Source organism: Serratia sp. PGPR-27 (assembly GCF_022678525.1).
Lineage (GTDB): Bacteria > Pseudomonadota > Gammaproteobacteria > Enterobacterales > Enterobacteriaceae > Serratia > Serratia nematodiphila.
Map to the genome: position 1 here is coordinate 25,887 of NZ_JALBYS010000017.1, position 13,110 is coordinate 38,996.

At 59.3% G+C, this 13,110-nt stretch carries 13 protein-coding genes; 8 read left to right on the forward strand and 5 right to left on the reverse strand.

Annotation, left to right across the window (positions count from 1 at the left end):
- Positions 1 to 199 precede the first annotated feature (199 nt).
- The 4 genes from MMS95_RS11300 (at position 200) to MMS95_RS11315 (ending at position 4,590) form a co-directional block, all read left to right on the forward strand.
- The gene (locus MMS95_RS11300) at positions 200 to 1,402 is read left to right on the forward strand and encodes an MFS transporter (RefSeq protein ID WP_242141690.1); all 1,203 of its coding nucleotides are present in this window, start codon (positions 200 to 202) and stop codon (positions 1,400 to 1,402) included.
- Positions 1,403 to 1,891: 489 nt separating this feature from the next.
- On the forward strand, positions 1,892 to 2,947 hold the full coding sequence (add, locus tag MMS95_RS11305) for an adenosine deaminase (RefSeq protein WP_242141691.1): 1,056 nt from the start codon (positions 1,892 to 1,894) through the stop codon (positions 2,945 to 2,947).
- Positions 2,944 to 3,909: a nucleoside hydrolase gene (locus MMS95_RS11310; protein ID WP_242141692.1), complete on the forward strand. Its 966-nt coding sequence runs from the start codon at positions 2,944 to 2,946 to the stop codon at positions 3,907 to 3,909. The genes add and MMS95_RS11310 overlap by 4 nt, the downstream gene beginning before the upstream one ends.
- A gap of 270 nt (positions 3,910 to 4,179) precedes the next feature.
- Complete coding sequence (locus MMS95_RS11315) at positions 4,180 to 4,590, forward strand: GNAT family N-acetyltransferase (RefSeq protein WP_242141693.1); 411 nt, start codon at positions 4,180 to 4,182, stop codon at positions 4,588 to 4,590.
- A 123-nt stretch (positions 4,591 to 4,713) separates the two neighbouring features.
- Here MMS95_RS11315 and MMS95_RS11320 read toward each other — a convergent pair whose 3' ends face one another.
- Both MMS95_RS11320 and MMS95_RS11325 read right to left on the reverse strand, forming a co-directional pair.
- Complete coding sequence (locus tag MMS95_RS11320; protein ID WP_242141694.1) at positions 4,714 to 5,883, reverse strand: cupin domain-containing protein; 1,170 nt, start codon at positions 5,881 to 5,883, stop codon at positions 4,714 to 4,716.
- 291 nt (positions 5,884 to 6,174) lie between these two features.
- The gene (locus MMS95_RS11325) at positions 6,175 to 7,086 is read right to left on the reverse strand and encodes a LysR family transcriptional regulator (RefSeq protein WP_242141695.1); all 912 of its coding nucleotides are present in this window, start codon (positions 7,084 to 7,086) and stop codon (positions 6,175 to 6,177) included.
- Positions 7,087 to 7,189: 103 nt separating this feature from the next.
- Between MMS95_RS11325 and MMS95_RS11330 the strand changes: the two genes are divergently transcribed.
- Together MMS95_RS11330 and MMS95_RS11335 are read left to right on the forward strand one after the other, a co-directional pair.
- Positions 7,190 to 7,756: a chromate transporter gene (locus MMS95_RS11330; RefSeq protein ID WP_242141696.1), complete on the forward strand. Its 567-nt coding sequence runs from the start codon at positions 7,190 to 7,192 to the stop codon at positions 7,754 to 7,756.
- Positions 7,753 to 8,274 carry a chromate transporter gene (locus MMS95_RS11335; protein ID WP_046688471.1) on the forward strand — a complete coding sequence of 174 codons (522 nt, stop codon included), beginning with the start codon at positions 7,753 to 7,755 and terminating at the stop codon, positions 8,272 to 8,274. Before MMS95_RS11330 ends, MMS95_RS11335 begins: the two co-directional genes overlap by 4 nt.
- 4 nt (positions 8,275 to 8,278) lie before the next feature.
- Here MMS95_RS11335 and MMS95_RS11340 read toward each other — a convergent pair whose 3' ends face one another.
- Positions 8,279 to 8,632, reverse strand: coding sequence for an AprI/Inh family metalloprotease inhibitor (locus MMS95_RS11340; RefSeq protein WP_004940750.1), 354 nt, complete (start codon positions 8,630 to 8,632; stop codon positions 8,279 to 8,281).
- Positions 8,633 to 9,043: 411 nt separating this feature from the next.
- Between MMS95_RS11340 and MMS95_RS11345 the strand changes: the two genes are divergently transcribed.
- Complete coding sequence (locus MMS95_RS11345; RefSeq protein WP_242141697.1) at positions 9,044 to 10,660, forward strand: serralysin family metalloprotease; 1,617 nt, start codon at positions 9,044 to 9,046, stop codon at positions 10,658 to 10,660.
- 42 nt (positions 10,661 to 10,702) lie between these two features.
- Here MMS95_RS11345 and MMS95_RS11350 read toward each other — a convergent pair whose 3' ends face one another.
- Together MMS95_RS11350 and MMS95_RS11355 are read right to left on the reverse strand one after the other, a co-directional pair.
- A complete protein-coding gene (locus MMS95_RS11350) occupies positions 10,703 to 11,350 on the reverse strand; it encodes a dihydrofolate reductase family protein (RefSeq protein ID WP_242141698.1) in 648 nt (215 codons plus the stop codon).
- A 69-nt stretch (positions 11,351 to 11,419) separates the two neighbouring features.
- Entirely contained in the window at positions 11,420 to 12,424 is a 1,005-nt protein-coding gene (locus MMS95_RS11355; protein WP_242141699.1) for an alpha/beta hydrolase, read from the reverse strand.
- A 234-nt stretch (positions 12,425 to 12,658) separates the two neighbouring features.
- On the opposite strand from MMS95_RS11355, the gene MMS95_RS11360 reads away from it, so the two are divergent.
- The gene (locus MMS95_RS11360; protein ID WP_085336930.1) at positions 12,659 to 13,090 is read left to right on the forward strand and encodes a DUF1795 domain-containing protein; all 432 of its coding nucleotides are present in this window, start codon (positions 12,659 to 12,661) and stop codon (positions 13,088 to 13,090) included.
- Positions 13,091 to 13,110 lie beyond the last annotated feature (20 nt).

Consider the following 13,110-nt stretch of genomic DNA (forward strand, 5'->3'; position numbering starts at 1 on the left):
CTGTTGAGCATAGTCGCTATTGCGCCAGGGTTATGCATGATCCCGGCAGTGCGGCGAGGTGAACGCATTATGGGTGAGGCGCCAGCCGGTGTACAGGCTATCCCGCCGTCCTGTCCGAACGATAAGAAAAAAAGTGCGAACGCGAAAGTTCGCGATCCGGTCGGGTGCTACGATCGGTATTTTCCATGATGGTGGCATAATGACTTCTGACCAGACAAACCGCAGCCAGGTGAGCCTATTGGCGGCGTTGACGATCGCGTTATTTTTTATCTTGTTGAACAGCGGCTCTCCCACGCCGTTATATCCCTTATATCAACAAACCTTTGCTCTGAGTAATATCGACCTGACCTTCATTTTCTCTTCCTACGGGTTTGGTGTATTGCTGGCCTTGTTTTTATCACGCAGGCTCACCATCACCGATAAAAATGCCCGGTTGCTGGTGGTGGCTTCGCTATTGTTGGTGGTGGTGCCAACGCTGTGCTTTTCCATGGCTCGCTCTTTGCAGACGCTGTGTCTTTTCAGGTTTATTTCCGGCTTGGGGGCCGGCACGGCCACGGCCATCATCAACATCTTGTTGATCAAGTTCAGCCGTGGCGACAGCGCCAAACGCGCCGCGCTGCTGGGCAGCTTGGCTTTGGTGACCGGCCTGGCGCTCGGGCCGGTGATCGGCAGCGTTTACGCTCAGTTGGCGTTTTACCCGCTCACCGCGCCGCCAATGACCGTTGCCGCGTTGGTTTTACTCTCCGCGATCGCCATCGTTCTGCTTTGGCCGAAGAAAGGATTGCCTGCCCTCGGCGTTGCGGACACGAAAACGGCAGAAAAGGGCGCCGGTTTTAGCCAACCGCTGTTCTATCTGCTTGCACTGTGCGTGTTTATCTCCTGGTCATACGCTGCGCTGATCCTGTCGTTGGGGCCGACGGCCGCGATCCAGGTCTTCGGGCTACAGTCACCCGCGGCTTTTGGCTATATCGCCACCGGTTATTTACTGGTGGCCGGCGTGGTGCAGTTCACGCTCCCGCGTTTTCTGAAGGCTGAGTTTTCTTTGGTGCTAGGGCTGATTGCGCAGGTTTTCTCCCTGGTGATTATGACCATAGCGCTCGAGAGCGGTTCTGTGGCCGGTGCGGCGATGAGCCTGGCGCTGTCCGGCTTCTCATATGGCGCGGTTTTTGTGGGCGGCGCTATTCTGGTCAACAAGCTCTCACTCGCGGCGCCGGGATGGAACGCGGTGTCGAAGTTTTACTTTATCGTCTATTTGTTCAATATCACGCCGCCGGCCGCAGGTTGGCTGGCGGATAACATAGGGGTATTGAGCGCCTTGCTGGCCGCTATTGCCCTTTTTATGGCGATATATATCGCCTTTGCCGCGCTGGCGCTGTGGGCGCTGTTGTTGAGAAAGGCGTGATGGGGGGGAATGGCTTTACAAAACCCCCTGACTTTCCATAAACTTGGCGGCGTGTTTAGACGATGAGTGTTGGCAATTGCCGCATAATAACGGCGGCCCGGCGAGCAATCTGGTTCTGACACGCACATGTTCTACATATGTTCAGGTAAGAGAACGGCCCCATCGGTTTTTGCCGGCGCCCCGCATACCGGTGTCGCAGTGAGGATGGGGTGATGCTGTGCCGGCACCAGTGAGGAGAGCAATATCCGCCTTCACCGGTAGCCTCACGCATAGGTTACTGACCTGTTGATGAATTCTTAGATGGCCCGCCGTCTAACTCATTACAGGATTAACATATTGCGATGCTTACCCTAAATCATTCCCCCGTTTCACCGCATTTTTTACCGCATTCACTCCCCCTTCAACGGAACCTTGGCACCGATTTCGCCACTCAGGGTTCGCGAAAGTTTGGCTCGTTGGCCTGCATAAATAACCATTGAGAATCATTTTATGGAATGGAATGTAAACCAAACCAGGCTCTCCCGAGCGCAGATGGTTTCTATGCCGAAGGCGGAAGTGCATGTGCATCTGGAAGGCTGTTTTGATCCGGAACAGCTCGCGGTCTGGGCGTTATCCTCGGGGATACCGATGCCCAGAAATCAGGACGAACTGCTGAATTTTAACGGGCTTGCCGATTTTCTCGCGTTCCTCGACTGGTCCTGCGGCCTGGTGAGCAGCCGCGAACGCCTGGCGCAGTTAAGCTACGCCTATGCGCAACGGCTGTCGCAGAATGGCGGGCTGTACGCCGATCTTATTTTCAACCCGACCCATTGGAAAGCGTGGCGCGGCAGGCTCGGTGAGATGATCGACGCGATTGACGCCGGTTTGCGCGCGGCTGAAGAGGATGGATTGGCGTCCGTTGGGCTGTGCGTCAGTTTGCTCCGCCGGCAAACGGCCGCCGAGGCCAGTGAGCTGGTGGATTTTTTAACCGCGCTGCGGCACCCCAGAGTGGTCGCGCTGTCCATCGATGGCAATGAGGCCGCCACCAAAGGCAGCGGTACGCGTTTCGCGCAGGCTTTCGCCCGGGCGGGCAGGGCCGGGTTGAAACGAACCGTGCATGCCGGAGAGTCGAGCGGCGCAGAGGGGGTGCGCGATGCCATCCTGCTATTGGGGGCCGATCGCATCGATCACGGCGTGCGGGCGATAGATGACTCGGCTGTCGTGGCGCTGTTGGCTGAACGACGGATCCCTATCGGCGTATGCCTGACCTCGAATATCAAACTTGGCGTCTATCCCCGCTACGCAGAACATCCGCTGCGCCGGCTGCGTGACGCCGGGGTCATCACGACCATCAATACCGACGACCCGGTACTATTACAAACCACGCTGGTGGATGAATACCTAATCTGCCAGAACGAATTTGAATTTTCCCCCCATGACATCGTCGATGTGGCCCTGAATTCTTTGGCCGCCAGTTTCGCCAGTGACGAGGCAAAAATGACGTATCGGAAGAAAATGGATTCTTGGGTTGCTTCTCTTAATACAGAAAATGGAGACAAGCGGTGAGCGAGAAGAAAATAAAATTATATTTTGATTGCGATACCGGTATCGATGATGCGATGGCGCTGGGCTATCTGCTCGCAGAAAGTGACAAAGTGGATATTCTGGCGATCGGCACGGTTTGCGGCAACGTCGCCGCCGATGCCGGGGCCAGAAATACGCTGGAGCTCGCCCGCCTGGCCGGTTTTCCTGCGATCCCCGTCGCCGTGGGGGAACGAGATTACCTGCGCCAGGCGTATCTTTGCGATGTGCAGCATATACACGGTGACAACGGCATTGGCGATATCGCGCTGGAAGCTTCAAACGCCAAACTGGCGTCGCTGCCGGCCCCCGAACTGTTGGTTAAGTTGGCCAAGGCGCACCCAGGGGAGCTGGATATCTTGGCGACCGGCCCGCTGACCAACATCGCTAAAGCGTTGCAGCTTGAGCCCGCATTGGCGGAGCTGATCGGCACGCTGACAATTATGGGCGGCGCGGCGCTGGCGCCCGGCAACAGAACGCCCGTTGCGGAGGCGAATATTGCCTGCGATCCGGAGGCGGCGGCCATCGTCTTTAAGGCGATGAAGCAGATCGTGATGGTGCCGCTGGATGTCACTATGTCGCATACGTTCGAAGAGGCGGATCGGCTCAAACTGCTGTCAGCGGAGAGCCGATTTGCGCAGGCGATAGGGCGAATGCTTGAGCGGTATATCCAGTTTTATATCAATACCTACGGCCGCAAAGCCTGTGCGCTGCACGATCCGGTGGCGGCGGTGTTGGCGGTACAGGGTATCGGCGCCTGCCTTGCGCCTAACGTGAAGGTGACGATCGATGATTCTGACGGGCCAGGCCGCGGGCAAACCCTGTGTGACATGCGGGGGCGATATATGAACTATCCGCCGCAGCCTGATGCCAACTGCCATGTGGTGTTAAGCACCGAGCTTAATATGTCGGAATTGCTGCTCGCGAAGCTGCTGTCGTTGGCGTAATTCGTCTCTATCGACAACTTCTGAGTGTATAAGAGGCCTTTCCGGAGGCCTCTGAATGAGCACTGAAGAAGGGGGAAAGAGATCGGGCTGGATTTATCGATCCGCAGGAGTGCGAATCCAAATCGATGGATGCGTTAGGTATTTGTTTAGTGAATGTTAAGTACAGTGTTTCCCCTGTGCAGTCTGATATTGATGCGTTTTGCCGAATTCAGCCGTGCCACAAAGTATTAACCAATCCTCCGTTTTTATTTTATATATATGGGACATGTTATGGAAAATGAAAATTTAACGTTGCATCATGACAATGATGCACGATTCTTTCTGGAGGGTCAGCTCGATAGGTTTAATTCAAAGTTCATGGGATTAAATGCTCACGAGTATGGCATTTGTTATAAAGACGGCGAAGAGAAAATAATCGCGGGGCTTTATGCAGAGTCTTACGGGGCCGTTTTTTACATCCATTATCTTTGGATTGATGAAGCGCAGCGCGGCCGACGTTTAGGCCATCGTCTGCTGGAGGATGCAGAGGCTCATGCCAGACAGTTGGGATGCGTCAGCGTCTCCGTGGACACGTTTAGCTTTCAGGCGCCCAATTTCTACCTGAAACAGGGTTTCCAAATTATTGGTGCGTTGGATTGCGGCAATGAAATAACACGCTCCTACCTGAATAAACAACTGTAATATCTGTATATTATGAAAGGGTTTAGGTTAACTCACTGAGAACAAGATATTTTCCTTAATATTAAATATGACGCCTTGGCCGATATGACGGAAGGCGAGGGAGGTTTCTCCCTCGCCGCGGCGTCAGCGGCTGCGCCGCGACATCACCCGTTTGTCTTTCGGCCGATCCCGCCAGTCTTCAACCTGGTTATTGAAGTTGTCCGCCAGCAGGTAGGCCGGGGTTTTCGCCAGCCAGTCGGACAACGAAATATCCTGATAAATGCCGTTGTCCATCACGATCAAGACCTTCAAATCCTCATCGCTGATGTTCTCGATGTAATGGCCGAAGCCCTGCGGCACGTAGCCGACGTCTGAAGGGGCGTACTCTTCCGTCTGCGCGTGGCCGTGCGAGCTGAACACCGTCATTCGGCCTTTGCCGGCAATATAGTATTGCCATTCGTTGGCATTGGGGTGCCAGTGCAATTCCCGGATTGCGCCGGGTTTCACGATCTCGATGATGCCGGTCATGGTGGTGGAGATGGGGAACTCTTTCGACGACACCAAATGGACGCTGCCCGCGTCATTTTCAAAGAACGGTTTTTGCTTCATTAATTCATAACGGTGGGTCAGCGGGGCGTTATTTAATCCGCCGTCGTTTTTCGGCAATGGCAAGGCGGGCGGAACGGCGCCGCCGACAATATAAGCTTCACCCTGTTTGGCCTTGGAAAATACCGCCGCCGGCATGTTGACGCTTTTTTCCAATACCTCTTTCGGCATATGCGCCACCCAATCGGTGATGCTGAAGGTGCCGAATTCGGAGAAATGGCCGTTATCGAACGCCAAAATAAAATGCGCGCCGTCCGCCAACGCCTGAATGGAATGGCCGTAGCCTTTTGGGAAATACCAGACGTCGCCTGGCCCGAAATCCGCCACTTCGCATTTGCCTTCGGGATCGAGAATGGTGATGCGCGCATGGCCCTCCAGCATAAACGCCCATTCGGCGGCGATGGCGTGCCAGTGCAGTTCGCGCACGCCGCCCGGCTCCAGCGTCATGTCGACGCCGGCCACGCCCTCGGAGATCGGGAATTGCTCGACGGTGGCTTCGCGCGCCCAGCCGCTGGGCAGGCTGCGCTTTTTGCTGTCGGTGAATTTGTATTTATAGAGATGCTGCGCATCGGCAGGCGGCTGATAGCTGCTGGGTGGCACGATATTGCGATGGTCGTCAGCAGCGGCATTTTTGGCGATGCCGCCGATCATGCCGGCGGCGGCCGCGCTGACGGCGGAGACTTTCAATATATCACGACGCGATAGCATAGCATTTTCTCCAATATAAAGCCGTGCGCCTGCAGAAGCAGGCGACAGGGAAGGCGAGATTGCCATTGAAATGATTTTTGTCATCGGCGGAAATAGGCTGTGACCCTTAAATCCTAGCGGCTGGAAGGTATTGCGTAGGCGCTTATTTGTTTGCGTTTGTTACTAAGTGAGTGCAGGTTTAATTAATTAAACGGAAGTTGAATAGTCATTGGATGGAATTAATCTTAGTCGCTGGCTAATTTAAATAAATAATAAACGAACGTCATTTTTTATTGGCCGTTTGGGCTATTTTTATGACTGCCCCACGGTCTCCAGCACCAGTTGCCGAAAGCGCTCGACGATCGGCGAGGCCGGGCTGCGGCGCAGCGCCAGGTAAAGCGGGGCGCTGAGCTGCGCCTCTGCGGCGAGAGTGCGGTAGACGATGCCGTCGCCGCCCAGCCGCCGCATCGAACCGGGCACGATTGACACCCCCAATCCGGCACCGACCAGGCTGAGGGTGGCCGGCAGGCGCGGCGCTTCCTGCACGATGCGCGGGCTGAAGCCGGCACGGTGGCAGGCGGCCAGAATGGCGTCGTACAGCCCCTGGCCGGCCGGGCGGCGATAGAGAATAAACGCCTCGTGGGCCAGTTCGGCCAACGGCAGCGGCTGCTGCGTCTCATGCGCCAGCCGATGGCCCAGCGGCAGAGCGACGATCATCGGCTCGCTGAGCACCGGCTCGACGCTCAGGCCGGGAATGCCGTTGGCCGGCGAGCGCACGAAGGCGGCGTCGAGGCGCTGTTCCAGCAACGCCTCCATCAGTTCGCCGCTGCCGGCTTCTTCCAGTTGAGTGGTGATGCCCGGCAGGATGTCGCGGTAGCGGCGCAGCAGGTTGGGCACGAACGGGTGCAGCGCGGCGGAACTGGTGAAACCGATGGCGATATGGCCCTGCTCGCCGCGGGCGGCACGCTGCACCGCTTCGCTCAGGCGTTCGGCGCGCGCCAGCAGGGCGCGGGCTTCTTCGAACAGCACACCGCCCGCTTCGGTGACGCGCACGCCGCGCGGCAATCGCTGCAACAATTTCACGCCCAATTCATCTTCCAACCCCTGCAATAGACGGGTCAGCGGCGGCTGCTGGATAAACAGCCGCTCGGCGGCGCGGGTGATGTTGCCTTCTTCCACCACGGTGACGAACGCCCGCAGGCGACGCAGTTCGATCATAGCCATACCTCAAAGGTATCTTTCGTTGTTCCGGAATGCATTAGACATCATGGCACGGCGGCGCGCATGATACCAGACATCAAAACAAGCGATGTGGAACGGCAATGTCATGTCAGATATCAATACGATAAAACCGCACTCGGCGGCAGCGCCGGGCAACGCGGCGCTGTTTTTGGGCTTTCTGTGGCTGGGGTTGATCGGCTTCGGCGGCGTACTGCCGATGGCGCGCAGCATGTTGGTGGAACGCCGGCGCTGGCTGAGCGGCGAACAATTCACCGAGCTGCTCGGGCTGTGTCAGTTTCTGCCCGGCGGCAATGTGATCAACCTGTCGGTAGCGGTGGGCATGGAGTTTCGCGGGCTGCGCGGCGCGCTGTGCGCCTTGCTGGGCCTCATCAGCGCGCCGACGGCGATTGTGGTTGGGCTGGGCGTGGTGTACGCCCGCTTCCAAAACGATCCTCATGTGCAGCATGTGTTCGCCGGTCTGGCCGCCGCTGCCGCCGGGTTGCTGCTCTCGACCGGGATTAAGATGCTGCTGCCGCTGCGCGGCAAGTGGGCGGCGCTGGCGATTGTGGCGCTGGCGCTGATCGCCATTGCCTGGCTGCGCCTGCCGCTGCTGCCGACCATGCTGGTGCTGGCGCCGCTGAGCATTCTGCTGATGTGGCGGTGGCCGTCATGAGCGGGGTGTTGATGGCGTTGGCGCTGATCTTTACCGAGCTGTCTCTGCTGGCGTTCGGCGGCGGCATGACCATTCTGCCGGAGATGCAGCGGCAGGTGGTGGAGGTGCATCAGTGGATGAGCGCCCAGGAGTTCAGCGCGCTGTTCGCCATGGCGCAGGCTGCGCCGGGGCCGAACATGATGATCGTGCCGCTGGTCGGTTGGCACGTGGCCGGCTGGGCGGGGCTGCTGGTGTCTTCGATCGCCAAGTTCGGGCCGTCTTCCATCGTCACGCTGCTGGTGATGGGAGCCTGGCGGCGCTTTAAGGATCGTCCGTGGCGCCGCATCGTGCAGGCCGGGCTGGTGCCGCTGACCGTGGGGCTGGTGGTGGCCAGCGGCCTTTTGATCGCCGAGGCTTCCGCGCCCAATTGGCGGCTGGCGGCGATCGTGGCGCTGGCGACGGGATTGAGCATGAGCAAGCGCCTCCATCCGCTGTGGGTGCTGGCCGGTGGCGCGCTGCTTGGCTTGCTGTTCGCCTGAAGGATTAGCGCGGGATCAGCACAAAGCGCGAAGGGCCGTTGCGGTCGATCAGCTCATAGCGCTTCGGCGCGGTCAGGGCCAGAAACGCCACCATGCTCCCTTCAGCGTCGGTCAGCGTCATGCCGTCCGGCGTTGGCCGCCAGGCGACCGGCAGCGCGTGCAGCGCCAGCGGCTGCAGGCATTCGGCTGAGGCGCTGAAGCGGAAGGCGTTGGTGTTGGCTACCGCTTCGTCGCTCAGCTGCACCTCGCAGACGGTTTTACCGTCGCCGATGGCGGCGAGCTGCCAGTCGCCCTTCAGCGCGGCGGGTTCCAGCAACGGCAGTGAACTGCCCAGGGCACTGCTGCACAATACGCTCATAATGACTCCTGTCAGGCTGGCGCGGCGCAAGGCGCGCATAAGGAAATGGGTTGGCATCGGGTCACTCCTTTCGGCTGTCCGTTCACACCTTAGCACGTTCCCGGCAGGATGATGAGGCAAGGATTAGGTTTTTTAATCCTCGATAATTCTGATCTAACCGGCGATAACATGCCCAAAAAGACGAGTCATTAGCCCGCCGATACGCTTATCTTTCTCATTAATACTGCGCTAATACAAATCGTTATGATTATTTCCGCCTTAACGCCCGGAGCGGTGATGCGCGGCGGCGTGGGCTCGCGCCGTCGGGGTTAATTACTATACTGGTCAATCCTAAGCCTTGGCTTAGATTAGAACGACTGATGAATAGTCTTACAAAGCGAGTGGATTCCTACTGTGTAAAAGGAGAATGCAATGAGCAGTCGCCACAACGACATTTTGCAAGATGACGATGAGTTCACCAGCCTGGCCGCCACATCCCCCAACGATCACAACTATCAGTTTTACTATCATCAGCCCGGCAGCCCCTATGACGGATTGGGCTACGGCGCGCTGTTCACGCTGGACAACGCTAACCTGTACAGCAACCAGCGCGGCGGGGCAGCCATCAACAACCTGGGTAAAATCCGCGATAACTTCAGCTTCGATCGCGCCGCCGATCAGCTGACGCGGCCGGGCCTGACGCACAACGGCGATCAGGCGTATCACCAGCCGGTGGCGCTGACCTATTCCTTCCTGACGCAGAGCGCGCTGAACCGCATCGGCCAGACCGGCGACGGCGACAAGGGGCTGCAGCCGCTGACCCTGGCGGCGCAGGCTCAGGCGCTGAAATCGATGCAGGCCTGGGCCGATGTGGCGAACGTAACCTTTACTGCGGCGGCGTCCACCGACATCAACCACCGCGCGGATATTACCTTCGCTTACTTCACCCAGCGCGCCGACGGCAGCACCGCCGCCGGCAGCGGCCCGAATGCCATCAACGCGTACGCCTATTACCCGCCTAGCTCCAAAGCGGGCAGCGATAACGCCTTCGCCGGCACGGTATGGTTTAACAAAAACTTCGCCACCCATAAGGCGCCGGTTAGCGGCGACTTCAGCAGCCAGACCTTCACCCACGAACTGGGGCATGCCCTGGGGCTGGCGCACCCGGGATCTTATGACGCATCGTTAGGCAACCCGAGCTACCAGAACGATGCCGCCTATTATCAGGATTCGTTGCAATACTCGATCATGAGCTATTTCAACGCCGGTTACACCGGCGCCGACACCAAAGGGGTGTACGGCTATGGCCCGATGGTGGATGACATCGCCGCGATCCAAAAATTGTACGGCGCCAACATGAGCACCCGCACCGGCGACACGGTGTACGGCTTCAACTCCAACACCGGGCGCGATTTCCTGACCGCCACGGCGGACAACGGCAAACCGGTCAACTTCGCGGTGTGGGACGCCGGCGGCAACGACACGCTGGACTTCTCCGGCTACAGCCAGCAGCAGATGATCAACCTGAACGACGGCGCGTTCTCCAGCGTCGGCGGCGGCACGCAGAACGTCGCCATCGCGCGCGGGGCGATCATCGAGAACGCCATCGGCGGCAGCGGGCGCGATCTGATCATCGGCAACGATCAGGACAACCTGCTGGCGGGCAACGCCGGCTCCGATATCCTGTACGGCGGCCTGGGGGCGGATCATCTGTGGGGCGGCAAAGACGCCAACAACTTCACCGACTATTTCGTCTATCTCAACGCCAAAGAGTCCACGGTGGCGGCGTTCGACGTGATTGAAGACTTCGAGCACGGCATCGACAAGATCGACCTCTCCGGCCTGCGCTTCAACAACAGCCTGAGCGAGCTGCGCTTTATCGACAGCGGCAGCGCCTTCAGCGGCCAGAAAGGCGAGATCCAGCTCAACTTCGACGCCTTCAACGGCACCACCGATCTGTTGATGAACACCCAGAGCAACAGCTACGCCGCCGACTTCAAGATCCACGTGGTCGGGCAGGTGGAGCAGAGCGATATTCTGTTTGCCTGAGGGCGAGGAAGGAAAAGAGAAAAGGGCCGAACGGCCCTTTTTTTACGACTGGGCCGCTGCGCTTTCCACCGTGAAGTCGCCGGTGGCCACCTCGCCGGCGCGGCGGTAGTGGGCCACGATCACGCCGCCGGGCGAGACCACCGATTGGGTCAGCGTGAAGGCCGCCGGCGCGGCGTTGTCATCGAACAGCCGCTTGCCGCCGCCGAGCAACACCGGGTAGGTAAGCAGGCGCAGTTCGTCCACCAGATCGTTGGCCAGCAGCTGTTGCATCAGCGTGCTGCTGCCCTGCACCAGCAGCACCGGCCCCTGAGCGCGCTTCAGCTCGCGCAGCCGGGCGATGATGTCCCGCCCCAGCCACTGGCTGTTCTCCCACGCCAGCGTCTCGCCGTGGTGGGTGGCGACGTACTTGGTGGCCTGATTGAACACGCGGGCGATATCGGCGGAAAACGGGTCGGCCTCGTCGGTGATATGCGGCCAGTAGCCGGCGAAGATATCGTAGGTGCGCCGCCCGAGCAGCAGATCGAAAGGCGCTGAGAAAAGATCGCTCATCGTTTCCGCGACGGCGTCATCCCAGTAGGGGGCGGTCCAGGCGCCGAAGCGAAAGCCGCCGCTGCGGTCTTCGTCCTGCCCGCCGGGCGCCTGCATCACGCCGTCGAGGCTGACGAACGCGCTGGCAATAATCTGTCGCATGGCTGTCTCCTGCAATTGAGTGCCAGCTGAAAGTTTAGCCGCCGCGCGCCGGCTGCGCCAACCGGCCGCTCAGGGGTGCAGCGCCTTGAGCAACGCCTGATGGAAGCGCTCCGGCTCCTCCATTTGCGGCGCGTGGCCGAGCCCAGCGAACTCGATCAGCGTGGCGTGCGGGATCAGTTTCGCCGCCTGTTTGCCTAACACGTCATAATGCCCGATCGCGGCCTTGACCGCCGGCGGGGCGATATCGCTGCCGATGGCGGTGGTGTCGGCGGTGCCGATCATCAGCGTGGTGGGCGTTTGCAGATCCTTGAACTCGTAATACACCGGCTGGGTGAAGATCATGTCGTAGATCAGCGCCGAGTTCCACGCCACCAGGCGATGGCCCGGCCCGTTGTTCAGCCCGGCCAGCATGTCCACCCAGCGATCGTACTCCGGCTTCCAGTGGCCGCCGTAGTAAGTGTGCTGCTCATAATTGCGGATGCTCTCAGCGGAGGTGTTCAGCTCGCGCGCGAACCATTGATCGACGCTGCGCCACGGTACGCCTTTCGCCTTCCAGTCCTCAAGGCCGATCGGGTTGACCATCACCAGCCGTTCCACCGCCTGCGGATACATCAGGCTGTAGCGCGTGGCCAGCATGCCGCCGGTGGAGTGGCCGATGACGATGGCCTTGCTGATGTTCAGATTCTGCAGCAGGCTGTGGGTATTTTGCGCCAGCTGCTGGAAGCTGTACTGGTAATGCGCCGGCTTGGTGGAGGAACAAAAGCCGATTTGATCGGGCGCGATGACGCGGTAACCGGCCTTGCTCAGCGCCTTGATGGTGTCCTGCCAGGTGGCGGCGCAGAAGTTTTTACCGTGCAGCAACAGCGCGGTGCGGCCGTTGGCGGCGCCTTCCGGCGGCACGTCCATATAGCCCATTTTTAACGGCTGCCCCTGCGAGGTGAAGCTGAACTGTTGCAACGGGTAGGGGTAGTGAAAGCCCTGCAGCTCCGGGCCGAACGTCGGCGTTTCGGCGGCGCCGGCGGCGAACGCGGCCAGCGCGGCGCACAGCAGCGCGCTACGGGTGAATCTCAGCATCCTGATCTCCTGAAAAACGGACGAAAGCCGAGTATAGCCATAATCGGCGCGGCGGCGCGCCGGTGGATTCAGATAATTCTGTAATATGACGGTTTGATTCCCGGCCAGATTCCGGCACCGCTCTTTTGCACAGTGAACGCGGTCACGCCGCGCAACATTCGCCGTATCTGATGGTTTTATTTCAAGGCTAAGTTATGCGATGCTTAAGCATTATTTATGCAAAAGGATCCTCGCATGTCCGCTTTATCCCGCTGCGCTTTTAGCGAAGGCAGCGTCGCTTTGCCGGAAGGCTATGCCGATCGCACGGTCAACGTCCTGTTGGCCGGCGATGACGTTTCCCCCTCAATCAATATTTCCCGCGATGCGCTGCAGCCGGCGGAGAATCTGGAAAGCTACGTCACCCGCCAGCTCGATGCGCTGGCGCAGGGGCTGAAAGGCTGGGCGTTCAAAAGCCGCGAACCGGCGACGTTGGGCGATGGGCTGGCCGCCGGTGAGTGGGTGCGCGCCAGCTACCTGCGCGACGGCAAACGCATCTGGCAGAACCAGGCGGTGTTCGCGCTGGCGGAGGGCCGGGTGCTGGTGTTCACCCTGGCGATGGCGCGCAAGCTGACGCCGCAAGACGACGCGCTGCTGCAGCAGGTGCTGAGCAGCTACCGGGCGGCATAACGATGAACTCTTTGCGTAAA

Coding starts and splice junctions, on each gene's coding strand:
- MMS95_RS11300 (WP_242141690.1), top strand. CDS start 200: ATGACTTCTGACCAGACAAACCGCAGCCAGGTGAGCCTATTGGCGGCG.
- add (WP_242141691.1), top strand. CDS start 1,892: ATGGAATGGAATGTAAACCAAACCAGGCTCTCCCGAGCGCAGATGGTT.
- MMS95_RS11315 (WP_242141693.1), top strand. CDS start 4,180: ATGGAAAATGAAAATTTAACGTTGCATCATGACAATGATGCACGATTC.
- MMS95_RS11320 (WP_242141694.1), bottom strand. CDS start 5,883: ATGCTATCGCGTCGTGATATATTGAAAGTCTCCGCCGTCAGCGCGGCC.
- MMS95_RS11325 (WP_242141695.1), bottom strand. CDS start 7,086: ATGGCTATGATCGAACTGCGTCGCCTGCGGGCGTTCGTCACCGTGGTG.
- MMS95_RS11330 (WP_242141696.1), top strand. CDS start 7,190: ATGTCAGATATCAATACGATAAAACCGCACTCGGCGGCAGCGCCGGGC.
- MMS95_RS11335 (WP_046688471.1), top strand. CDS start 7,753: ATGAGCGGGGTGTTGATGGCGTTGGCGCTGATCTTTACCGAGCTGTCT.
- MMS95_RS11340 (WP_004940750.1), bottom strand. CDS start 8,632: ATGAGCGTATTGTGCAGCAGTGCCCTGGGCAGTTCACTGCCGTTGCTG.
- MMS95_RS11345 (WP_242141697.1), top strand. CDS start 9,044: ATGAGCAGTCGCCACAACGACATTTTGCAAGATGACGATGAGTTCACC.
- MMS95_RS11350 (WP_242141698.1), bottom strand. CDS start 11,350: ATGCGACAGATTATTGCCAGCGCGTTCGTCAGCCTCGACGGCGTGATG.
- MMS95_RS11355 (WP_242141699.1), bottom strand. CDS start 12,424: ATGCTGAGATTCACCCGTAGCGCGCTGCTGTGCGCCGCGCTGGCCGCG.
- MMS95_RS11360 (WP_085336930.1), top strand. CDS start 12,659: ATGTCCGCTTTATCCCGCTGCGCTTTTAGCGAAGGCAGCGTCGCTTTG.